This is a genomic window from Sphingopyxis sp. CCNWLW2 (assembly GCF_037095755.1).
Taxonomy (GTDB): Bacteria; Pseudomonadota; Alphaproteobacteria; order Sphingomonadales; family Sphingomonadaceae; genus Sphingopyxis.
The window spans coordinates 1397541-1420200 of record NZ_JBAWKJ010000001.1 but is presented as its reverse complement, the minus strand read 5'-3'; the positions used below and the strand labels follow the sequence as shown (position 1 = coordinate 1420200).

The window sequence follows — 22660 nt, the reverse complement described above, 5'->3', positions numbered from 1 at the left end:
GGCATGGCTCCGGCAAGAAGAGCGGTGGCCAGAGCGAATAAGGTCTTGTTACGCATGATCATATATCCCCTGCATCCATAATACCCAACGCACCGGACGCCTTCCGGCTCCATCGGCCGGCCCTTATCGCGGACGACGCAAGGTGATTTGAACCCACGGCCCCTGCGCACCGTCATAGCCGCCGCCGACACCTTCGGAGATATCGAGTAAATCCCAGACAGCGGCTTCGCGATAGATGGATTCGAGTTCTGCGCACGCAAGATAGTTGAAATAGCGCCCGAAGCGGTCGCGTCCTTCGGCCGCGCCTCCCTTGTAACTGGCGAAATGCAACCCGCCGGGCTTGAGTGCGCGATGGATACGCGCAATCACGCCCGGAAGATCGCGGCGCGGCACGTGGAGCAAGCTGGCCGACGCCCATATGGCATCATAGCGCGCGGCGGCATCGAGTTCGCCGAAGCGCATCACGCGGACCGGTCGGCCCAGCTGCGCTTCCGCTTTCGCAGCTATCTCAGCGACGCCGTCGGTCGGGTCGACCGCAAAGCCCCGCGCCATCATGTGCGCGGCGTCGCGCCCGCCGCCGCATCCCAGTTCGAGTATGTCGGCTCCGGCCGGCAGCCGGTCGAGGAAGCGATCGAGGTGACGCGACACGCCCAGCTTGCCCGACGCCGCATAGACCGGCGCTTCCGCCGCGTAGAATGCGAGGGTGCGGGCGTCGTATCCGCTCACCGCGTCGGAACGGGCTCCGGTCCCGTCCAGTCGTAAAAGCCGCGCCCGGCCTTTTTCCCGACCCAGCCCGCGTCGACATATTGGACGAGCAGGGGCGCCGGGCGGAATTTGGGATCGCCGGTGCCGCTGTAGAGCACACGAATGATTTCGAGGCAGGTGTCGAGCCCGATGAAATCGGCGAGCGTGATCGGGCCCATCGGATGGTTGAGGCCCAAACGACAGCCGGCGTCGATATCCTGCATCGTCGCGACGCCCTCACCGAGCGCGAAAACCGCTTCGTTGATCATCGGCATCAGCACGCGGTTGACGATGAAGCCCGGCGCGTCATTTGCATGGACGATTTCCTTACCGAGACCGCGGCCAAAGGCTTCAACCTTTGCGAGCGTGTCGTCGCTGGTGGCGAGGCCGCGGATCAGTTCGATCAGGCCCATTACCGGGACCGGATTGAAGAAATGAACGCCGATGAAGCGCGCCGGGTCGGGCGCGGCCTGCGCCAGCCGCGTGATCGGGATCGAGCTGGTGTTGCTGGCGAGGATCGCAGTCGCCGACAGATGCTGGCCGACGCTGGCGAAGATCGCGCGCTTGATCTCCTCGCGCTCGGTCGCCGCCTCGATGACGAGGTCGGCGGGCGCGAAGGCGCCGTGATCGGCGACGGCAGTGATGCGGCCGAGCAGCGCGTCGGCGTCCGCCTGCGTCATCTTTTCCTTGGCGACGAGGCGGCCGAGCGCCTTGGCGATACCGGCCTTGCCCGCTTCGGCGCGCGCCAGGTCGATGTCGGAGAGCAGCACATCATGCCCGGCACCCGCCGACACCTGCGCAATGCCCGCACCCATTTGTCCCGCACCGATAACGCCGACGATCATATGCTGCCCTTTTCGCTGAAAACCGTGCCTGTGCCCCTACGGCCTCGGTTTCGCGCGTCAAGGGGCGGAGCGGAAAGCGGTCGCCTCGGCAAGGATCAGGGCAAAGGCCGGATCGGCGTCGTCCCACGTCGTGATCGGCGTCCAGCCGCTCGCGCGCAACAGCAGGTTGGCGTCGCGCGCGCCGTATTTATGGCTGTTCTCGCTGTGAATCGTTTCGCCCTTCGCCATCGCATAGCCGCGCCCGTCGACGGTGAACTCGATGTCGCACGCCGCGACGAGGTGCATTTCGATGCGTGCGTGGACGTCGTCCCACACCGCGCGATGGGCGAAATTCTCGACCGGAATGTCGCCGCCAAGCTCGCGGTTGATCCGTTCGAGCAGGTTGAGGTTGAACGCCGCGGTCACCCCCGCCGGATCGTCATAGGCCAGCTCAAGCGTCGCGACATCCTTGATCCGGTCGATACCGATGAGGAGGAGCGATCCTTCGCCGAGCGCGCAGCGCCAGTTGCGCAACAGGTCGATCGCGGTGCGTGCGACCATGTTGCCGATCGTGCTGCCTGGAAAAAAGCCGAGCTTGGGCAGGTCGGCGATTTCGTCGGGGAGCGTGACGCGCTGGGTGAAATCGGCCTCGACCGGATAGATGGGAAGCCTCGGAAAGCGCGCCGCGAGCGCCAGCGCGCTGTCGCGCAGGAAGTCGCCCGAGATGTCGACGGGAACATAGGCGGCGGGCGCGATCGCATCGAGCAGCAGCGGCGTCTTCGTCGAGCTGCCCGAACCGAGTTCGACGACCGCGCGGCCCGGGCCGATCGCGGCCGCGAAGTCGGCGGCGTGGCGAACGAGCATGTCGGTTTCGCTGCGCGTCGGATAATATTCGGGGAGCGCCGTGATATCCTCGAACAGCGCCGAGCCGGTCGCGTCGTAGAACCAGCGTGCGGGTATCGCCTTTGGCTGCTGGCTGAGGCCGGCGTGGACGTCGGCGCGAAAGGCGATATCGACGCCGGCGGCATCGGCATCGACCTGACGGAGATGGCGGACAACGCCCATATCAAAGATCCTTGGCTAGCCGCACGCCGGTGAATTGCCAGCGCTGGTGGGGATAGAAGAAATTGCGGTAGGAGGCGCGGAGATGGCCGCGCGGGGTCGCACAGCTGCCGCCGCGCAGGACGAACTGGCCGCTCATAAACTTGCCATTATATTCGCCGACCGCGCCGGGCGCAGCGCGGAAGCCGGGATAGGGGCGATAGGCGCTGCCGGTCCATTCCCACACGCTGCCGAACATCTGTTGCAAGCCGGTGTCATCGTCGGCGGGGCCGGGCTGCACCGGTCCGGCGGTATCGAGCTGCTGGCCGCCGTACGGATCGAACGACGACGCCGCGGCTTCCCATTCCTGTTCGGTCGGGAGGCGCGCGCCGGCCCAGCTTGCGAAGGCGTCGGCCTCGAAAAAGCTGATATGCGTCACCGGCGCGGCCGGGTCGATATCCTGCCAGCCCGAAAGCGTGAACTGGCGGTCACCGTCCCAATAGGCCGGCGCCTCGATATCCTCGGCGCGCACCCATGCCCAGCCGTCGCTGAGCCAGAGCGAGGGGGTGTGATAGCCGCCGTCGGCGATAAATTCCTGCCATTCGCCATTGCTCACCGGGCGGCTGGCGAGCGCGTGTGGGGTCAGCAGCGCATCGTGGCGCGGGCCTTCGCAGTCGAAGGCGAAGCCGGGGCCGTCATGCCCGACCTTCGCCACGCCGTCCGCACCCTTGATCCATTTCATCGCGGAAAACTGCGTAACTTCACTCGCGATTCGCGTTTCGCGGTTCCAGACCGCCGGGCCGAGCGGATTTTGTGCGAAGAGATGTTTGAGGTCGGTGAGCAGCAATTCCTGATGCTGTTGCTCGTGATGAATGCCGAGGTCGACAAGCGTCAGCGCACTCGCCGGGAGATCGGGCAGCGCGGTCTGGACCGCGGCATCGACGTGCGCGCGCCAGATGCAGACCTCATCGAGCGACGGGCGCGTCAGTAGGCCGCGATGCGGGCGCGCGTGACGCGGCCCTTCGGCTTCATAATAGCTATTGAACAGAAAGGGATAGCGCTCGTCGAAGAGCGTATAACCCGGAACATGATCGCGCAGAATGAAGGTTTCGAAGAACCAGCTCGTGTGCGCGAGGTGCCATTTGGCGGGCGAGGCGTCGGGCATCGACTGTGCGCTCGCATCGGCATCGGAGAGCGTCGCCACCAGATCGAGCGACAGCCGCCGTGTCGCGACGAAGCGCCGCGTCAGCTCTTCCAGCGGATCGGTACGATTTTGGGCGTCGGTGCGGCTGGCCATGGTGAGACAATCCCCCGGGGTGCGATTCGGTTTCGCTGTTCACCGGATTATGGTTACGGCGCGATGGAATGTCTAGGAACATTTAGGGAACATCTGCACTCCCCTTTGTTCGTTATTCCGGCAAAGGCCGGAATCTCGACGGTGCCAAAGAACGGGAGGTTGAGATCCCGGCCTTCGCCGGGATGACGAGTTGGGAAAGCGCAGGGGTCAGCGCGTCGCGCCGGGCTTCCAGAGGATATCGCCGCCCGCGGCGGCGTTGACGTGCCGCGTGAGCACGAACAGATGGTCCGACAGGCGGTTGAGATAATTGAGCGCGATCGGATTGAGGTCACGCGTCGCCCCCGCCGCGACGGCGGCGCGTTCGGCGCGCCGCGTCACCGCGCGCGCGAGGTGGAGCCGCGCCGCGGCTTCGGTGCCGCCGGGCAGGATGAAGCTTTTGAGCGCATCGAGCGCGTCGTTCATGCCGTCGATCTCGTCCTCGAGCCGCGCGATCTGGCTCGGCACGATGCGCAGCGCCATTTCGTGCGGACCGAAACCGAACTGGATGTCGGGCGGGGTCGCCAGATCGGCGCCGAGGTCGAACATCTCGTTCTGGATTCGCGCGAGCATCGCGGCTTCGTCGCTATCGGGCGCCAACACCGCAGCAGCGATCCCGATCGCGCTGTTCGCTTCGTCGACGTCGCCGATCGCCGCCATCAGCGCGTCCGATTTGGCGATGCGCGATCCGTCGACGAGCCCCGTGGTGCCGTCGTCGCCGGTGCGCGTGTAGATCTTGTTGAGCTTGACCATGCGCGCCGGCCTATTTGCCCGCGGCGAAGAGGCCGATCAGCACGAGCAGGATGATCGTGATCGCCTGCCACTTCACGCGCGCCATCATCATCCGGTTCTGCATCACCTGATTCTCGTGGACGGTGCCGTCCATCTGGGCCTTGTGCCCTTGCGAGAAATAGAAGAGCCCCCGCGCGAGCGAGAAGAGGACGAAGCCGGCGGCGATCACGACGCCAAGGATGAGCAGGATTTCCATGAAACCTATCTAGGGATTTTGCAGCGAATAGCCAGCGGGAAGCCGCCCCGCGACCAAATCGGCGGCGAGCGCGCGCCCGTCGATCCAAGCCGCGCGGAGCGACGCGAGCGACGCCGCGGCGTCGCGTTTCGCGAGCCTTTTGCCGTCTGCACCACAAACGAGCGCGTGGTGCCGATAAAGCGGGGTCGGCAGATCGAGCAGCGCCTGGAGCAACCGGTGGACGTCGGTCGAGGCGATGAGGTCGGCGCCGCGAATGACGTGCGTCACCCCCATATCGGCGTCGTCGAGCGTGCTCGCGAGATGATAGCTCGCAGGGGCATCCTTGCGCGCGAGGACGATATCGCCGTGCGCCGCCGGATCGGCGGACCGAAGCCCCTGCCCCGCCTCTTCCCATTGCAGATCGCCACTTTCGGCAAGCGCACGCACGGTGTCGAGGCGCCAGCAATGCGGCTCATCCGCGAGGCGGCGTGTCCGCTCGGTTTCAGACAAGCCGCGGCAGGTGCCGGGGTAGATCGCGCCGGATGGCCCATGCGGCGCCGACAGGCTGGCGGCGATATCGGCGCGGGTGCAAAAACAGGGATAGACGAGGCCCCGCGCGCGCAATTTGTCGAGCGAGGCGGCATAGTCGCCGAGCCGCGCCGACTGGCGCACCGGATCGCCGTCCCACTCGATCCCGAGCCAGGCGAGGTCGGCGAGCGAGGCGCCGACAAATGACTCGCGCGAGCGGCTGCCGTCGATATCGTCGATACGGATCAGGAACTTCCCGCCCGCGCCGCGCGCCGCGTCATGCGCGAGCACCGCGCTATAGGCGTGGCCGAGGTGGAGCTCGCCGGTCGGGCTGGGCGCGAAACGGGTCAGCATGCGGCGCCGTCCGGGTCTAGATACTGTGCCTCTGCCCCGCCCGACATTCCATATCTTGCGGCACATCGCCTCTTGACGTGCGAATCATATGCGTGATGTAATGATGCTGTCACCCGGGACTGGCAGTGGCGCGCCATCCCGCGCAGTATAGGGGGCAGCGTAGCGAAGCCATGTTTCATCCCGATCTCGCCCGGCATCCCGATTCCTGTCCGGCCCTTGTTCTCAATGCAGACTATACGCCGCTCAGCTATTACCCCTTGAGCCTGTGGCCCTGGCAGACCGCGGTCAAGGCGGTTTTCCTCGACCGCGTCACCATCGTCGAAAATTACGAACGCGAGATTCATTCGCCGACGAAGACGATGCCGATCCCCAGCGTCATCGCGCTCCGCCAATATGTGAAGCCGTCGCAGCACCCGGCGTTCACGCGCTTCAACCTGTTCCTGCGCGACCGGTTTTCGTGCCAATATTGCGGATCGGGCAAGGATCTGACCTTCGATCATGTCGTGCCGCGCCGGCTCGGCGGGCGGACGACGTGGGAAAATGTCGCGACCGCCTGCGCGCCGTGCAACCTGAAAAAAGGTGGCCGCACCCCGCAACAGGCGCATATGCCGATCTATCGCCAACCCTGGCGCCCGACGAGCTGGCAGCTGCAGGACAATGGGCGGGCATTCCCGCCCAACTATCTGCACACAAGCTGGATCGACTGGCTCTATTGGGATGTTGAACTGGAAGGCTGACAGGGGCACAACGAGCGCGACAGCATGGGTTCACCTCGATGGGACTAGGCGGCCGCCAACCATCGAAAAAAGGAGAAATATCATGGTTCGCATCACTCGTATGCTCGCCGTCGGCATGGTTGCCGCGCCGCTGCTCGCTGCCTGCGCAACGATCGCGCCTTCGGAACAACCCGTGTCGGTCACCGGCAGCATCACCTATCGCGAGCGCATGGCGCTGCCGCCGACGGCGCAGGTCGAAATCCAGCTCGCCGATGTCAGCCTGATGGACGCGCCGTCGAAGACGATCGCGCAGCAGTCGTTCACCGCCGACGGCCGGCAGGTGCCCTTCGCCTTTTCGCTGACCGTCGACGAGCGCAAAATCGACCCGCGCGGCCGCTATTCGGTTTCGGCGCGCATCACCGACGCGTCGGGAAAGCTGATGTTCATCACCGACACGCATAATGGCGTGACCTTCGATGGCCGCCCGCGGGTCGATATGGGCACGTTGGTCATGGTCCGGACCCGCTGACGAAGCGCTCGCGCGGGCGCGCATAGCTATGCGCGCCCGCGCGTCGGCTTGACCCTGCGCCTTCGCAGGTGCAGCAAGCTGGGTTCATGGGCCCGCCTATCCAGATCTCGCAAAATCCCGACATCCGCTATTTGGGGCGGATCCTCGGTGACGTCATTCGCGCATATGGCGGCGACAAATTGTTCCGTCAGACCGAATATATCCGCTCGTCGAGCGTCGACCGGCACCGCGGTATCGCGGGCGCCGAGGCGATCGATCCGGGGCTCGACGCGCTGAGCCTCGACGACACGATCGCCTTTGTGCGCGGTTTCATGCTGTTTTCGATGCTCGCCAATCTTGCCGAGGACCGGCAGGGGGTGGCGGCCGAGCCCGAGGCGACGGTCGCCGCCGCGATCGAAAAGCTGAAGGGCGATGGGATCGACGGCGATGCGATCGCGGCGCTGCTGAGCGCGTCGCTCGTCGCCCCCGTGCTCACCGCGCACCCGACCGAGGTGCGGCGCAAGTCGGTGCTCGACCACAAGAACCGCATCGCCGAGCTGATGCTGCTGCGCGACGCCGGCGCCAGTGAGACGCCCGAGGGCGATATCGTCGAGGACGCGATCCGGCGGCAGATCGTTCTCCTTTGGCAAACGCGCCCGCTGCGCACCGAAAAATTGTTCGTCGCCGACGAGATCGACAATGCGCTGACCTATTTGCGCGACGTCTTCCTGCCCGTGGTGCCGAAACTCTATGCGCGCTGGGAAGCCGAACTCGGGCAGCGCCCCGCGAGCTTCCTGCGCGTCGGCAGCTGGATCGGCGGCGACCGCGACGGCAACCCCTTCGTCACCGCGGAGACGATGCACATGGCGACGGCGCGCAACGCCGCCGCGGTGCTCGGCCATTATATCGACGCGGTCCACCACCTCGGCGCCGAACTGTCGGTATCGGCGAGCCTCGCCGTCGTTCCCGAGGCGGTCGAAGCGCTGGCCGAGGCGAGCGGCGACGCCGCACCGAGCCGCCGCGACGAACCCTATCGCCGGGCGCTGTCGGGCATTTATGCGCGGCTGTGCGCGACCTATGCCGAGATCGTCGGGCGCGCGCCGCCGCGCCCGTCGGCGCTCAGCGGCGCGCCCTATTCCACCCCGGCGTCGCTTCGCCGCGACCTCGTCACCATCGCCAACGGCCTGTCGGCGAACAGCCAGGGCCAGTTCGGCGGCATCGGCGCGCTCGGGCGGCTGATCCGCGCGGTCGAAGTGTTCGGATTCCACCTCGCAACGCTCGACATGCGGCAGAACAGCGCGGTGCACGAACGTGTACTCGCCGAACTGCTGGCGGTATCGGGCGTGTGTCCCGATTATCTGGCGCTGGACGAAGAGGAACGCGTCGCGCTGCTCACCGCCGAACTCGCGAGCGACCGCCCGCTCGCCGCGCCGTGGCACCAGTGGAGCGACGAGACCGCAGGCGAGCTTGCGATCGTCCACGCCGCCGCCGATGTACGCAAACGGCTGGGCAATGATGCGATCTGCCAGTGGATCATCAGCATGGCGCAGGAATTGTCAGACCTGCTCGAAGTCCATGTCCTCGCACGCGAGGCCGGGCTGTGGCGGAGCGGCGGCGACGCGGGCCAGTCTAACCTGATGGTCGTGCCCTTGTTCGAAACCATCGCCGACCTCGACCGGGCGCCCGCGATCATGGCGCGCTATTTCGCGATGCCCGAAATCGGCCCGCAGATCGGGCAGCGCGGGCATCAGGAAGTGATGATCGGCTATTCGGATTCGAACAAGGACGGCGGTTATCTGACCTCGACCTGGGGGCTGCATCAGGCGTCGCAGGCGCTGACCCCGGTGTTCGAGGAGGCCGATACCGCGATGCAATTGTTCCACGGCCGCGGCGGCGCGGTCGGGCGCGGCGGCGGCAGCGCCTTTGCCGCGATCCGCGCGCAGCCCGCGGGCACCGTGCAGGGCCGCATCCGCATCACCGAACAGGGCGAAGTGATCGCGGCGAAATATGGCACCGCCGACGGTGCCGCGACCAATCTGGAGGCGATGGTGTCGGCGAGCCTGCTCGCGAGCCTCGAGCCCGAGGCGCTGAGCGGCAAGGATGCGGCGCGCTATACCGCGGCGATGGACCAGCTGTCGGACGGCGCCTTCGCCGCCTATCGCGGGCTCGTCTATGACACGCCGGCGTTCAAGGATTTCTTCCGCGCGATGACGCCGATCGCCGAGATCGCGACGCTGAAGATCGGGTCGCGGCCGTCGAGCCGCACCAAGTCGAGCGCGATCGAGGATTTGCGCGCCATCCCGTGGGTGTTCAGCTGGGCGCAGTCGCGCGCGATGCTGCCTGGCTGGTACGGCACCGGCGAGGGTTTTGCGGCGTTCGAGGACAAGGCGCTGCTCGCCGACATGGCGGCGGGCTGGCCGTTCTTTGCCGCGCTGCTCGGCAATATGGAGATGGTGCTCGCGAAATCGGACATGGGGATCGCCGCGCGCTACGCCGAACTTGCGGCGGGAATCGACGGGCATGACGCGATCTTTGGCCGCATCCAGGGCGGGTGGAACCGCGCGCATGACGGATTGCTCGGCATCACCGGCCAGACGCGGCTGCTCGACAAGAATCCGGCGCTCGAGGCGTCGATCCGGCTGCGCCTGCCCTATATCGAGCCGCTGAACCTGCTGCAGATCGAGCTGATGAAGCGCCACCGCGCCGGCGAAACCGATCCGCGCATCGCCGAAGGCATCCAGCTGACGATCAACGCAATCGCGACCGCGCTCAGGAACAGCGGCTGATCGTCGTCCCGGCGAAAGCCGGGACCGCTTTCGTCACTTCCAATCGTCAGCGGCCCCGGCTTTCACTGGGCGACGGTGCAAGGTCAGCTCTTGACGATCACCACCTCGCCCCTGGCGTTCGCGCCGTCGGGGGCGAAGTTGATGCGGAAATCGGCGCCGTCCTTGTCCTTGCCCGCGAGCGTGTCGCCGCTGCGCGTGACCTTGACGCCCTTCCTGGCGAATTCGCCCGCCATCCAGTCGGCCGCCTTCGTCGGCGCGGCGGGCGAAGTGAAGCCGAGTTTGACCGTCGCCTTGTCGGCGCCGCTCTTGTCGTTCGCATCGACGTCGACCTTGGTGACCTTGCTGCCCGGATAGAGCTTCACCCCGTCGATATCGAAATCGTCTTCGAGGTCGAGATCGACGAAATCGGGGATGTCGATGTCGATCGCGGCACCGTCACCGCCGATCTTGATATTGCCGCCGTCCTTGCCGGTCTTGATCTGGACCCCGCCATGCTCGTCGCCGGCGTTGATCGAGACTTCGGTGCCCTCCCCGGTCTTCTTCTCCTCCGACCCGCAGGCGGCGAGGAGCATCATCGGGGGAATGAGGAACGCGAGACGCATGGCCAATCTCCTTGGTGCATTAGTTACATAATACACCTTGGAGATGGGTGAGTCAAACTGCTCTTTCGTCATGCTGGACTTGATCCGGCATCCATTCCGAGGGCGCTGTCGTGGACCCCGGATCAAGTCCGGGGTGACGAAGGAATGGAATTACGCGTCGATGCTCGTCCGGACGTCGCCGTGGACGAGCCCGCCGTCGACGGTGATCGTGTCGCCGACGACATAGTCGCCCGCCTTCGACGCGAGGAAGATCGCGGCGCCGGCCATATCCTCGGGGACGCCGATGCGCTTGACCGGGATGCTTTGCGCCACCGCGTCGCCATGGTCGCGCGCCGCCTTGTTCATGTCCGACTGGAAGGCGCCCGGCGCGATCGCGGTGACGAGGATATGATCCTGCACCAGCCGCGCCGCGAGCCGCTTGGTGAGGTAGAGGATCGCGGCCTTCGACGCGTGATAGCTGTAGGTTTCCCAGGGGTTCAAACGCTGGCCGTCGATCGAGCCGATGTTGATCACCTTCGCCGGACGGTCGGCGGTGCCGCCGCCCTTGAGCAGCCCGTGGAGCGCCTGCGTCAGGAAGAAGGGCGATTTGACGTTGATGTCCATCACCTTGTCCCAGCCCGCCTCGGGGAAGCCCTCGAACGGTTCGCCCCACGCCGCGCCGGCGTTGTTGACGAGGATGTCGAGGCGCTCTTCGCGCGCTTCGAGCTCCGACGCGAGCGCGCGGCACCCTTCGACGGTCGACAGGTCGACCGGCAGGCCGATGACCTTGCCCGGATAGCGCGTTTCGAAATCGGCGACGGCTTCCTCGATCTGCGCGCTCTTGCGCGCCGAGATATAGACGCGCGCCGCGCCCGCGGCGAGATAGCCCTCGACGATCATCTTGCCGATGCCGCGCGAGCCGCCGGTGACGAGTGCGATGCGGCCGTCGAGGCCGAACATGTCCTGAAGGTTCATAGTGCAATCCTTTTTCTCCCTCCCCTTCAGGGGAGGGTTGGGGTGGGGCATGTCGGGCGATCCGCCCTCCCCGCTGCGACTAGCCGGCAAGCCGGCAAGTCTCGCTGCCCCTCCCGCAAGCGGGAGGGGTGAAGTTTAGTAACCATTCATCCGCGCGACCTGGTCGATGTGGTAATGCACATCGCCCATATATTCGGCGAGCGCGCGGTCGCGTTTCATGTAGAGGCCGATGTCATATTCGTCGGTCATGCCGATGCCGCCGTGCATCTGGACGCCTTCGCGCACCGCGAGGTTGGCGGCGCGGCCGGCCTTCGCCTTGGCGACCGAGACCATCAGCTTCGCGCCTTCGCTGCCCTCGTCGAGCAGTTGCTGCGCCTTCATCACGGTGGCGCGCGCGACTTCCATCTCGCCATAGAGATGCGCGGCGCGGTGCTGGAGGCCCTGGAACTCGCCGATCAGCTTGCCGAACTGCTTGCGTTCCTTGAGGTAATTGACCGTCATGTCCATCGCGCCCTGCCCGACGCCGACCATTTCGGCGGCGGCGCCGGTGCGGGTCGCGGCGAGCAGCGCGTTCAGCACATCCTCGCCCGCATCGACCTCACCGATCACCGCGTCGGCATCGACCTCGACGCCGTCGAGCGTGACGTGGCTCGCAAGGCTCGAGTCGACGAGGCGGCGCGGATCGGCGGTGGCGCCTTTCGCATCCTTCGGCACCGCGAACAGCGTGATCCCGCCGTCGGTCTTTGCCGCGACGATGCTCATGTCGGCGACATGGCCGTGGAGCACGAAGCTTTTCTTGCCGTCGAGACGGAAGCCGTTGCCGGCGCGCGTCGCGGTCGTCGCGATGCGGTCGGGGCGGTGCTTGGCGCCCTCGTCGATCGCGAGCGCGATAATCGCCTCGCCCGATGCGATCGCGGGGAGCCAGCGGCCCGCCTGTGTGCCGCCCGCCTTCGCGAGCGCGGCGACCGCGCCGACGCTGGTCGAGAGGAAAGGCGACGGGGTCAGATTGCGTCCGATTTCCTCGAGCACGATGCCCGCTTCCATATGCCCCATGCCGAGCCCGCCGTGCGCTTCGGGAACGAGCATGCCGGGCAGGCCCATTTCGGTGAACTGCGCCCAGAGGTCGCGCGAGAAGCCGGTCGCGTCGGCGCTGTCGCGCAATTTGCGCAGGTGCGACACCGGCGCCTGTTCGGCCACGAAGGGGGCGACGCTGTCCTTGAGCATCGCCTGGTCGTCATTGTGATACAAAGGCATGGGTCAGGCTCCGGGCAGGTCGAGGATACGCTTGGCGATGACATTGAGCATGACTTCGCTCGTCCCGCCTTCGATCGAATTGGCCTTGGTACGCAGCCAGCCGCGCGCCCTTGCGCCGCCCTTGGTCTCTTCGCTGTCCCATTCGAGCGCTTCGCTGCCGCCGCCCGACATGACGAGTTCGTGGCGGCGCTTGTTGAGTTCGGTGCCGACATATTTCATCATGTTCGACGACGCGGGGTGCGCGCGGCCGGTCTTCCACATGTCCATGAAACGCTCGCCCATCGCGCGGTAGGCGAAGACGTCGACGTCGAACGCCGCCATTTCGGCGCGCAGGATCGGATCGTCGAGCTCGCCCGCGGCGTTCTTGCCGAACGCCTTGGCAAAGGCGCCGCCGATGCTGACCATGTCGCCGCCCGCACCGCCGCCCGAGATCATCTCGCGTTCGTGGCCGAGCAGATATTTGGCGACGTCCCAGCCGCGGTTGATCTCGCCGATGAACTGCGTCTTCGGCACCTCGACATCGTCGAAGAAGGTCTCGCAGAAGGGCGAATTTCCGCTGATCAGCAGGATCGGCTTGGTCGTGACGCCCTTGCTCGCCATGTCGAAGAGCATGAAGGTGATGCCCTGATATTTGTTCGCCTTGTCGGTGCGGACGAGGCAGAAGATCCAGTCGGCCTTGTCGGCATAGCTCGTCCAGATCTTCGACCCGTTGACGACCCAATGATCGCCCTTGTCCTCGCCGAAGGTCTGCAGACTGACGAGGTCGCTGCCCGAGCCGGGTTCCGAATAGCCCTGGCACCAGCGGATTTCGCCGCGCGCGATCGGGTTCAGATATTCGACCTTCTGCTCCTCGGTGCCGAATTGCAGCAGCGCGGGGCCGAGCATCCAGATGCCGAAGCTGTCGAGCGGCGAGCGCGCATGGATGCGCTTCATTTCCTGTTTGAGGACCTTGGTCTGCTCGGGGGTGAGCCCGGCGCCACCATAGGGCTTCGGCCAGTCGGGGACGGTGTAGCCCTTCGCGACGCACGCTTCGAGCCACGCCTTCTGCGCGTCGTTCTTGAACACCCAGTTGCGCCCGCCCCAGCAGACGTCGCCTTCGTCCCGCACGGGCTCGCGCATTTCGGCGGGGCAGTTGGCCTCCAGCCAGTCCCGCACCTCGGCGCGAAAAGCGTCCAGTTCGCTCATCCTTTTGGCTCCTCTTCTGCGGCCAAATCTACGTCCGCTTCGCTGCTTTACGCAAGCGTCAACTTGGATCGACGCGCCTGCCGTTACGGCGCCGTAGCGTCGGTTTGACCGCCGTTGACGCGTCACCTTTGGCCCCTAAGCTAAGTGGCAAAAGAAAACGGGAGAATGGGTCAATGCGATTCGCAGGCAAGATAGCCGTCGTCACCGGAGCGGCGTCGGGCATCGGCAAGGCAGCGGTTTTGAAACTCGCGAGCGAGGGCGCGCATGTCTTTGCCGCCGACATCGACGAGGCGGGCGGGCGCGCGCTCGCCGAGCAGTCGAACGGCAAGATCGACTTCGTCCGCTGCGACGTCACCAAGCCATCCGACATCGAGGCGTTGATGAATAAAGCCGCGGCGAAAGCCGGGGGCATCGATATCGTGTTCAACAACGCCGCCGCCGCGGGCGACCGCGCCCCGATCGACGAGATCAGCCCCGAGGGCTGGGACCTGACGATGGACCTCGTGCTGAAATCGGTTGCGATGGGCATCCGCTACGCCGCGCCGCATATGAAGGGCCGCAAGGGTGCCAGCATCGTCAACACCGCAAGCGTCGCGGCACTCGGCGCCGGCTATTCGCCGATCGCCTATGCCGTCGCCAAGGCGGGCGTGCTCCACCTCAGCAAAATCGCGGCAACCGACCTCGCGCGTTACGGCATTCGCGTCAACGCGATCTGCCCCGGCTTCATCAACACCAATATCTTCACCTCGTCGCTCGACGTGCCCGACGAACATAAGGATCAGGCAAAGGCGATCATCGCGGGGATGAGCGAGGCCGCGCAGCCCGTCGCGCGCGGCGGCCAGCCCGAGGATATCGCCAACGCCGTCGCCTATCTCGCGAGCGAGGAGTCGAGCTTTATGACCGGCACGCATATGCTGGTCGACGGCGGGCTGACGATCGGCCAGCGCCATGCCTGGGACCCCGAAGCCCCCGGACTATTCGATGCGCTCGTCGCAATGGAGGAAGCGGCAAAGGCCGGGGCGCCGGCGTGAACGCGGCAATTGCCGCGCCGAAAGCCACGCGCCTGCCGGTCCGGCTGAAGGTCGTGCACGGGCTGGGCAGCATCGCCTATGGCGTCAAGGACAACGGCTTTTCGACCTTTCTGCTGCTGTTCTACAATCAGGTGATCGGGCTCGATCCCGGCGTCGTCGGCGCCGCGATCATGGTCGCGCTGATCGCCGACGCCTTTGTCGATCCGATCATCGGCGAACTCACCGACCGCACGCGCAGCCGCTGGGGGCGCCGCCTCCCCTGGCTTTATGGCGCGCCGATTCCGCTCGCGATCATGTGGATGCTGCTGTGGCATCCGCCCGAAATGAGCAATGCGATGACCGTCGCCTGGCTGATCGGCTTTGCGATCATCGTTCGCTCGCTCGTCTCGATGTGCGAAGTGCCGTCGGTCGCGATCGTGCCCGAGCTGACGGGCGATTATGACGAGCGCACCGTCGTCATGCGCTATCGCTTCCTCTTCGGCTGGGGCGGCGGGCTGCTGATCCTGCTGCTCGCCTATGGCGTGTTCTTCGGCGGCGCGAAGGGGCTCGTCGATCCCGACGGCTATTTCCCCTATGCGCTGACCGGCGCGCTGCTGATGGCGGGCGCGGTCCTGACCTCGGCCGCGGGGCAGCACAGCCGCATCGCGGTGTCGAACATCGCCGATACGAAACCGGTAATGACGCTGCGCCAGGTCCTCGGCGAGATGCGCGACACGCTGTCGAACCGCGCCTTCCTGTGGCTGATATTCGCCGCGCTGTTCGGCTTCGTGAATCAGGGCATCACCTTTTCGATGAACAATTACCTGCTCGGTTTCTTCTGGCAGTTCACGCAGGGCGAGATGGTCGCCTATGTCTTTCTGCTGTTCGCCTCGATGATCGCAGCTTTCGTGCTCGTCGCCCCCGTGTCGGCGCGGCTCGGCAAGCGCGACGGCGCGATTTTCGCGGGCGCGATCTCTTTGCTCGTCAACAGCGGCATCTATTTCGCGTGGATCCAGGGGTTTTTTCCCGGCCTGCCGGGCAAGCCGAGCGTCGCAGCGATGTTCGCGCTCGTGTTCGTCTCCAACAGCTTCTCGATCATCCTGATGATCCTGTCGTCGTCGATGATGGCCGATGTCGTCGAGGCGTCGCAGAGCGAGACCGGGCGGCGGTCGGAGGGGCTGTTCTTCGCGGGCTATTTCTTCATGCAGAAATGCGCGACGGGCATCGGCATCTTCGCTGCGGGGCTGATCCTGTCGTTCGCGGCCTTTCCGGCGAATGCCAAGCCGGGCGAAGTCGGGAGCGACGTGCTCGGCAATCTCGCGCTCGGCTATGCGCTCGCGGTGCTGGTCATCGGCACGCTGGGGCTGATCGTGATGCGCAAATTCCCGATCTCGCGCGCCGATCACGAAGCGCGGCTGGCGCTGCTGGGCGACGTCGCACGCGGCGAACCCGATGCCACGGGGGCGCATCCGTAACGATCATGTCGCCAAGCGGCGGAATGATGTAATTTTAGGGCCGCGGGACTTGGCAAGGCCGACGAATCGGTCCAAAGGTTTACGTGAACGTAAAGGGAAAGGACGCGCAGATGGACTTCGATCTCACCGACCGGCAGGTCTATTGGCGCGACCGGGTACGCGATTTCATCGAACGCAAGGTTCGCCCCGCGGTCCCGACCTATAACGAACAGGACAAGGCGGGCGACCGCTGGAAAGTCATCCAGATCGTCGAGGATCTGAAGGCCGAAGCGAAAGAAGCCGGCATCTGGAACCTCTTCATGCCGCCCAAGTCCGCCGCGCACCACCATGTCGACGAGACGTTCGAATTCGAAGGACCCGGCCTCTCCAACCTCGAATATGCGCTGTGCGCCGAGGAAATGGGGCGCGTCGGCTTTGCGAGCGAGGTGTTCAACTGCTCGGCGCCCGACACCGGCAATATGGAAGTGTTCCACCGCTACGGGACGCGCGCGCAGAAGGAAAAATATCTCGGCCGGCTGATGAACGGCCAGATCCGTTCGGCCTTCCTGATGACCGAGCCGCGCGTCGCCTCGTCCGACGCGACCAACATCGAGACGCGGATCGAACGCGACGGCGACGATTATGTGATCAACGGCACCAAATGGTGGTCGTCGGGCGCGGGCGATCCGCGCTGCGAGGTCGCGATCGTGATGGGCAAGACCGACTTCGGCGCGAAGCGCCACGCGCAGCAGTCGATGGTGCTGATGCCGCTGAACGCGCCGGGGGTGAATATCCTCCGCCACCTGCCCGTCTTCGGTTATGACGACGCGCCGCACGGCCATATGGAAATCGAGCTGAAGGACGTCCGCGTCAAGGCCGAGGAAGCGATGCTGCTCGGCGAAGGGCGTGGGTTCGAGATCGCACAGGGGCGCCTCGGGCCGGGACGCATCCATCACTGCATGCGCACCATTGGTGTGGCGGAAGAAGCGATCGCGAAGATGGCGAAGCGGCTGCAGTCGCGCGTCGCGTTCGGCAAGAAGGTCGCCGAATATAGCATCTGGGAACATCGCCTTGCCCGCGCGCGCATCGACATCGAGATGACGCGCCTGCTGTGCCTCAAGGCCGCCGACATGATGGACAAGGTCGGCAACAAGTCGGCCGCGGCCGAGATCGCGATGATCAAGGTGCAGGCGCCGAACATGGCGCTGAAGATCATCGACGATGCGATCCAGGCGCATGGCGGCGGCGGCGTGTCGGAGGATTTCGGGCTGGCCAAAGCCTATGCGCATCAGCGCACGCTGCGCCTCGCCGACGGGCCCGACGAAGTCCACGAACGCGCGATCGCGCGCATCGAGTTCGCCAAGCACAGCGAAGCGAGCGAGCCGGGCTTTTCGTCGGGCGACATCGGCGTTTCGCGTTAAATCCAGCAGTCGGAGAGAAATTGTGACCAAAGCCGCGATTCTGATCGAACCGGGCAAGCCGCTGTCGATCGAGACAGTGCAGATTGCCGACTGCGGCCCGCACGAGGTGCGCATCCGCACCGCCGCGTGCGGGCTCTGCCATTCGGACCTGCATTTCATCGACGGCGCCTATCCGCATCCGCTGCCCGCGATCCCCGGCCACGAAGCCGCGGGCATCGTCGAGGCGGTCGGCAGCGAAGTGCGCACGGTGAAGGTCGGCGACGCGGTCGTCACCTGCCTCAGCGCCTTTTGCGGCCATTGCGAATTCTGCGTATCGGGCCGTATGTCGCTGTGCATGGGCGGCGACACGCGCCGCGCGCCCGGACAGCCGCCGCGCATCACGCGCCCCGACGGCAGCATCGTCAACCAGATGCTCAACCTCAGCGCCTTTGCCGAAACGATGCTCGTCCACGAACATGCGTGCGTCGCGATCGACCCCGACATGCCGCTCGACCGCGCCGCCGTCATCGGCTGCGCGGTGACGACGGGCGCGGGAACGATCTTCAACGCGTGCAAGGTGACCCCGGGCGAGACCGTCGCGGTCGTCGGTTGCGGCGGCGTCGGGCTCGCGACGATCAACGCCGCGAAGATCGCGGGCGCGGGGCGCATCATCGCCGCCGACCCGGTTCCCGAGAAACGCGCGCTGGCGGTGAAGCTCGGCGCGACCGACGTCGTCGATGCGCTCGCCGATGATGCCGCGAAGCAGATTGTCGAAATCTCGAAGGGCGGCGTCGACCATGCGATCGAGGCCGTGGGCCGTCCGGCCTCGGCGAGCCTCGCGGTCGCGTCGCTGCGTCGCGGCGGCACCGCGACGATCCTTGGCATGATGCCACTCGCCGAAAAGGTCGGATTGAGCGCGATGGACCTGCTGTCGGGCAAGAAATTGCAGGGCGCGATAATGGGCGGCAACCGCTTCCCCGTCGATATCCCGCGCCTCGTCGATTTTTATCTCCGCGGGCTGCTCGACCTCGACAGCATCGTCGCCGAGACGATCCCGCTCGAGCGGATCAACGAAGGCTTCGACAAGATGAAGAAGGGCGACGCCGCACGGTCGGTGATCGTATTCGACCAATGACGCTCGACGCGCAAAAAGCGTTCAGCGGCACCGTCGCGCCCGAGGGCGCCGATGTGCTCGACGAGGCGAAGCTGACGGCGTGGATGGAGGCGAATGTCGAGGGCTTCGAAGGCCCGCTGACCCAGCATAAATTCGCCGGCGGCCAGTCGAACCCGACGTACAAGATTTCAGCGCCGTCGGGCAATTATGTGCTCCGGCGCAAACCCTTCGGCCCGCTGCTGCCGTCGGCGCATGCGGTCGACCGCGAGTATAAGGTGCAGGCGGGGCTGCATAAGATGGGCTTCCCGGTGGCCCGCCAATATGGCCTCTGTACCGACGACGATGTCGTCGGCAGCTGGTTCTATGTGATGGGGATGGTCGACGGCCACACGATCTGGGACGGCGCGATGCCGGGGTCGACCCCCGCAAATCGCCGTGCGACCTATGAAGCGATGATCGACACGCTCGCCGCGCTGCACAAGGTCGATGTCGAGGCCGCGGGCCTGTCCGACTTCGGCAAGCCGGGCAATTATTTCGGGCGCCAGGTCGACCGCTGGACCAAGCAGTACCGCCTCGCCGAAACCGAGACGATGGACGAGATGGAGCAGCTGATCGCGTGGTTGCCCGCGACCCTGCCCGAACAGACGCGCACCAGCGTCGTCCATGGCGACTATCGCATCGACAATATGATCTATGCCAAGGACCGGCCCGAGGTTCTCGCGGTGCTCGACTGGGAGCTGTCGACATTGGGCGACCCGCTCGCCGATTTCACCTATGTCGCGATGGCGTGGGTTACCGAAAATGGCGGCCGTTCGGGGGTGATGGACCTCGACCGCGCGGCGCTCGGCATCCCCGAACTCGACGAGATGGTCGAACGCTATTGCGCCGCCACCGGCCGCGACGGCGTGCCCGACATGAACTGGTATTTCGCCTATAATTTCTTCCGCCTCGCCGGGATCATCCAGGGCATCAAGAAGCGCGTGATCGAGGGCACCGCCTCGTCGCAGCATGCCAAGGACATGTCCGAACGCGTCCGTCCGCTCGCCGAAAAGGCGTGGGACTTTGCCAAGAAAGCCGGCGCATGAGCCTGTTCGACATGACCGGGCAGGTGGCGCTGATCACCGGATCGTCGCGCGGCATCGGCAAGGCGACGGCCGAGGCGATGGCCGAGCAGGGCGCGAAGGTCGTGATTTCGAGCCGCAAGGCGGACGCGTGCGAGGAAACCGCGGCCGCGATCAACGCGCGCTTCGGCGAGGGCACCGCGCTTCCCGTGCGCGCGAACATCTCTTCGAAGGAAGAGCTGGAGATATTGGTCGCCGAGACGCGCCGCGCCTTTGGCAAGATCACGACGCTCGTCTGCAACGCCGCGTCGAACCCCTATTATGGCCCCGGGCTCGGGATCAGCGACGACCAGTTCCGCAAGATCATGGACAATAACATCCTGTCCAACCACTGGCTGATTTCGATGGTCGCACCCGAGATGCTCGAACGCGGCGAAGGGTCGATCACGATCATCAGCTCGATCGGCGGACTCAAGGGATCGCCGATCATCGGCGCTTACGGCATTTCGAAAGCCGCCGACATGCAGGTCGCGCGCAATTTCGCGGTCGAGTTCGGGCCGCGCGGGGTGCGCGTCAACTGCATCGCGCCGGGGCTGGTGCGCACCGATATGGCGCGCGCGCTCTGGGAAAATGAAGAAAATCTCAAACGATCGACCGCCGCCTCGACCTTGAAGCGCATCGGCGAACCGCACGAGATCGCGGGCGCCGCGGTCTTCCTCGCCAGCAAGGCGGGGGCTTTCACCACCGGCCAGACCATCGTGTGCGATGGCGGAGCCACGATTTCGGGAGGCGCATGATGGGCGCATTGGACGGCAAGGTTGCGATCATCACGGGCGCGGGCAGCGGCATCGGCCGCGCGAGCGCGCTGCGCTTCGCCGCCGAGGGCGCGAAGCTCGTCATCGGGGACAAGACGGCAGCGGTGCACGAGACCGCACAGCTGGTGAAGGATGCCGGCGGCGCAGTCGTCGCGCTCGAAATCGATGCGGGTATCGAGGCAGATGTCGCCTCGCTCGTTGCGACCGCCAAGGACACTTATGGCGCGCTCGACGTCGCCTTCGCGAACGCGGGGATCATCGGCGACATGGGCGGCATTTTCGATTTTGACCCCGATGCCTGGGCCGAGACTTTGCGCGTTAATTTGATCGGCCCCGCGCTGATGGTGAAGCACGCCGGCAAGGCGATGGTCGATCAAGGCCGCGGCGGCGCGATCGTGCTCACCGCGAGCGTCGCGGGTTTGAATTCGGGCGCGGGCCCGGGCGCTTACTCCGCGTCGAAGGCGGGGGTGATCAACCTCGCCAAGGTCGCGGCACAGCAGCTGTCGACGAGCGGCGTGCGCGTCAATGCGGTGTGCCCTGGCCTGACCGAAACCGGGATGACCAAGCCGACCTTCGATTATGCCAAGGCGAAGGAAGTCACGCACAAGCTCGGCCAGCTCAACCCGCTGCGCCGCGCCGCGCAGCCCGAGGAACTCGCGAATGTCGCGCTGTTCCTCGCGAGCGATCAGGCAAGCTATGTCAACGGACAGGCGATCGCGGTCGACGGCGGGCTGACCAGTTCGCATCCAGTGACGCGCCAGTTGCTCGGCCAGACCTCGCACTGATAGACCGATCAACATGACACATGGATTCGACACCGCGCGGCTGGACCGCATTCCCGCCTTCCTCGCCGCCAAATATGTCGACACCGGCCGGCTGCCGCACGCGGCGACACTTGTGTCGCGGCGCGGCGAGATCGCGCATCTGTCGTGCATCGGCGAGGCACGGCCCGGCGAAGCGCTGAAGGAGGATGCGATCTTCCGCATCGCCAGCATGACCAAGCCGATCACCAGCATCGCCTTTATGATGCTGCTCGAGGAGGGCAAGGTCGCGCTGTCGGACCCGCTGGTGAAGTTCTGCCCCGAGTTCAAGGACACCGGCGTGTTTGTCGCGGGCGGGGGCAACGTCCCCTTCCTGACGCGGCCGCCCGCGTCGCCGATCCGCATGGTCGACCTGCTGCGCCACACCGCGGGGCTGACCTATGGCTTTCAGGAGCGCACGCCCGTCGACGGTGCGTACCGCAAGGCAAAGATCGACGATTTCGACGCCGATTATACGATGGACAGCTTCATCGCCGACCTCGCGAAAATCCCGCTGCAGTTCGACCCCGGGGCGCACTGGAATTATTCGATGGCGACCGACGTGCTCGGCGCGGTGATCGAGCGCATCGAGGGCAAGCCGTTCGCGCAGGTCTTGCAGGAACGCATCTTTGGCCCGCTCGGCATGGTCGATACCGGCTTCAAGGTGCCCGCCGACCAGCAGCACCGGCTGGCCGACGCCTATGCCTTCCATCCCAAGGACAAGAAGCAGGATTTCGACAGCGGCGCGCGCAGCCGCTGGGCGAAGGACCGCAGCTTTCATTCGGGTGGCGGCGGGCTCGCCTCGACGCTGCACGATTATCACCGTTTCTGCCTGATGCTGCTCGGTGGCGGCAAGCTCGGCGACACGCGGATCATCAGCCGCAAGACATTGGCGCTGATGACGTCGAACCATCTGCCCGGCGGCGGCGACCTGACGCAGCACAGCGTCGGCATCTTTTCCGAGGACGAGAATGCCGGGATCGGCTTCGGCCTCGGCTTCGCGGTCACGCTCGCCCCCGCGCGCGCGGGCATTCCCGGCTCGGTCGGCGATTTTTACTGGGGCGGCATGTTCTCGACCGGCTTCTTCGTCGATCCGGTCGAAGAGATTTGCATGGTCTTTATGACCCAGCTCATGCCCTCCTCCACCTATCCCGTACGGCGCGAGGTCAAGACCTTTGTCCACGCCGCGATCGACGATTGAAGATGCAAC

Annotated in this window: 22 protein-coding genes; 11 read left to right on the top strand and 11 right to left on the bottom strand. The window is 65.6% G+C overall.

Features of this window, described 5'->3' with window-relative positions; genetic code table 11:
* Positions 1–123 precede the first annotated feature (123 nt).
* The 7 genes from V8J55_RS06685 to gluQRS all read right to left on the bottom strand — a co-directional run bounded on the left by V8J55_RS06685 (position 124) and on the right by gluQRS (position 5791).
* On the bottom strand, positions 124–726 hold the full coding sequence (locus V8J55_RS06685; RefSeq protein ID WP_336444880.1) for a class I SAM-dependent methyltransferase: 603 nt from the start codon (positions 724–726) through the stop codon (positions 124–126).
* Entirely contained in the window at positions 723–1589 is an 867-nt protein-coding gene (locus V8J55_RS06680) for a 3-hydroxyacyl-CoA dehydrogenase NAD-binding domain-containing protein (RefSeq protein WP_336444879.1), read from the bottom strand. Before V8J55_RS06680 ends, V8J55_RS06685 begins: the two co-directional genes overlap by 4 nt.
* A 57-nt stretch (positions 1590–1646) precedes the next feature.
* Positions 1647–2633, bottom strand: coding sequence for an L-histidine N(alpha)-methyltransferase (gene egtD, locus V8J55_RS06675; RefSeq protein WP_336444878.1), 987 nt, complete (start codon positions 2631–2633; stop codon positions 1647–1649).
* A gap of 1 nt (position 2634) precedes the next feature.
* Positions 2635–3906, bottom strand: coding sequence for an ergothioneine biosynthesis protein EgtB (gene egtB, locus V8J55_RS06670; protein WP_336444877.1), 1272 nt, complete (start codon positions 3904–3906; stop codon positions 2635–2637).
* Between the two features lie 207 nt (positions 3907–4113).
* Positions 4114–4695 carry a cob(I)yrinic acid a,c-diamide adenosyltransferase gene (locus V8J55_RS06665; RefSeq protein WP_336444876.1) on the bottom strand — a complete coding sequence of 194 codons (582 nt, stop codon included), beginning with the start codon at positions 4693–4695 and terminating at the stop codon, positions 4114–4116.
* Positions 4696–4705: 10 nt separating this feature from the next.
* The gene (locus tag V8J55_RS06660) at positions 4706–4930 is read right to left on the bottom strand and encodes an HIG1 domain-containing protein (RefSeq protein WP_058539886.1); all 225 of its coding nucleotides are present in this window, start codon (positions 4928–4930) and stop codon (positions 4706–4708) included.
* 9 nt (positions 4931–4939) lie between these two features.
* Positions 4940–5791, bottom strand: a complete 852-nt coding sequence (gluQRS, locus tag V8J55_RS06655) for a tRNA glutamyl-Q(34) synthetase GluQRS (RefSeq protein ID WP_336444875.1) — start codon at positions 5789–5791, stop codon at positions 4940–4942.
* Between the two features lie 170 nt (positions 5792–5961).
* Here gluQRS and V8J55_RS06650 point away from each other — a divergent pair, with 170 nt between their 5' ends.
* The 3 genes from V8J55_RS06650 to ppc all read left to right on the top strand — a co-directional run bounded on the left by V8J55_RS06650 (position 5962) and on the right by ppc (position 9801).
* Positions 5962–6528, top strand: coding sequence for an HNH endonuclease (locus V8J55_RS06650; RefSeq protein ID WP_037512689.1), 567 nt, complete (start codon positions 5962–5964; stop codon positions 6526–6528).
* Between the two features lie 82 nt (positions 6529–6610).
* Positions 6611–7036, top strand: coding sequence for a YbaY family lipoprotein (locus V8J55_RS06645; RefSeq protein WP_336444874.1), 426 nt, complete (start codon positions 6611–6613; stop codon positions 7034–7036).
* Positions 7037–7122: 86 nt separating this feature from the next.
* Positions 7123–9801 carry a phosphoenolpyruvate carboxylase gene (gene ppc, locus V8J55_RS06640; RefSeq protein WP_336444873.1) on the top strand — a complete coding sequence of 893 codons (2679 nt, stop codon included), beginning with the start codon at positions 7123–7125 and terminating at the stop codon, positions 9799–9801.
* A gap of 83 nt (positions 9802–9884) precedes the next feature.
* Here the strand turns inward: ppc and V8J55_RS06635 are convergent, their stop codons facing one another.
* The 4 genes from V8J55_RS06635 to V8J55_RS06620 form a co-directional block, all read right to left on the bottom strand.
* Positions 9885–10403, bottom strand: a complete 519-nt coding sequence (locus tag V8J55_RS06635; RefSeq protein WP_336444872.1) for a hypothetical protein — start codon at positions 10401–10403, stop codon at positions 9885–9887.
* Positions 10404–10553: 150 nt separating this feature from the next.
* Positions 10554–11357, bottom strand: a complete 804-nt coding sequence (locus tag V8J55_RS06630) for an SDR family oxidoreductase (RefSeq protein WP_336444871.1) — start codon at positions 11355–11357, stop codon at positions 10554–10556.
* A gap of 135 nt (positions 11358–11492) precedes the next feature.
* The gene (locus tag V8J55_RS06625; protein WP_336444870.1) at positions 11493–12611 is read right to left on the bottom strand and encodes an acyl-CoA dehydrogenase family protein; all 1119 of its coding nucleotides are present in this window, start codon (positions 12609–12611) and stop codon (positions 11493–11495) included.
* A gap of 3 nt (positions 12612–12614) precedes the next feature.
* Positions 12615–13796, bottom strand: coding sequence for an acyl-CoA dehydrogenase family protein (locus tag V8J55_RS06620; RefSeq protein ID WP_294049119.1), 1182 nt, complete (start codon positions 13794–13796; stop codon positions 12615–12617).
* 173 nt (positions 13797–13969) lie between these two features.
* Between V8J55_RS06620 and V8J55_RS06615 the strand changes: the two genes are divergently transcribed.
* The 8 genes from V8J55_RS06615 (at position 13970) to V8J55_RS06580 (ending at position 22651) form a co-directional block, all read left to right on the top strand.
* Positions 13970–14827, top strand: coding sequence for an SDR family NAD(P)-dependent oxidoreductase (locus V8J55_RS06615; protein WP_336444869.1), 858 nt, complete (start codon positions 13970–13972; stop codon positions 14825–14827).
* The gene (locus V8J55_RS06610; RefSeq protein WP_336444868.1) at positions 14824–16281 is read left to right on the top strand and encodes an MFS transporter; all 1458 of its coding nucleotides are present in this window, start codon (positions 14824–14826) and stop codon (positions 16279–16281) included. Before V8J55_RS06615 ends, V8J55_RS06610 begins: the two co-directional genes overlap by 4 nt.
* Before the next feature lie 110 nt (positions 16282–16391).
* Entirely contained in the window at positions 16392–17681 is a 1290-nt protein-coding gene (locus tag V8J55_RS06605) for an acyl-CoA dehydrogenase family protein (RefSeq protein WP_336444867.1), read from the top strand.
* A gap of 22 nt (positions 17682–17703) precedes the next feature.
* Positions 17704–18795 (top strand): Zn-dependent alcohol dehydrogenase, encoded by a 1092-nt coding sequence (locus V8J55_RS06600; RefSeq protein ID WP_336444866.1) that lies wholly within the window; start codon positions 17704–17706, stop codon positions 18793–18795.
* Positions 18792–19859, top strand: coding sequence for a phosphotransferase family protein (locus V8J55_RS06595; protein ID WP_336444865.1), 1068 nt, complete (start codon positions 18792–18794; stop codon positions 19857–19859). The genes V8J55_RS06600 and V8J55_RS06595 overlap by 4 nt, the downstream gene beginning before the upstream one ends.
* Positions 19856–20632, top strand: coding sequence for an SDR family NAD(P)-dependent oxidoreductase (locus V8J55_RS06590; RefSeq protein ID WP_336444864.1), 777 nt, complete (start codon positions 19856–19858; stop codon positions 20630–20632). Before V8J55_RS06595 ends, V8J55_RS06590 begins: the two co-directional genes overlap by 4 nt.
* A complete protein-coding gene (locus V8J55_RS06585; protein WP_336444863.1) occupies positions 20632–21435 on the top strand; it encodes an SDR family NAD(P)-dependent oxidoreductase in 804 nt (267 codons plus the stop codon). The genes V8J55_RS06590 and V8J55_RS06585 overlap by 1 nt, the downstream gene beginning before the upstream one ends.
* Positions 21436–21448: 13 nt before the next feature.
* Positions 21449–22651, top strand: coding sequence for a serine hydrolase domain-containing protein (locus V8J55_RS06580; RefSeq protein ID WP_336444862.1), 1203 nt, complete (start codon positions 21449–21451; stop codon positions 22649–22651).
* The last annotated feature ends 9 nt before the right edge of the window (positions 22652–22660 follow it).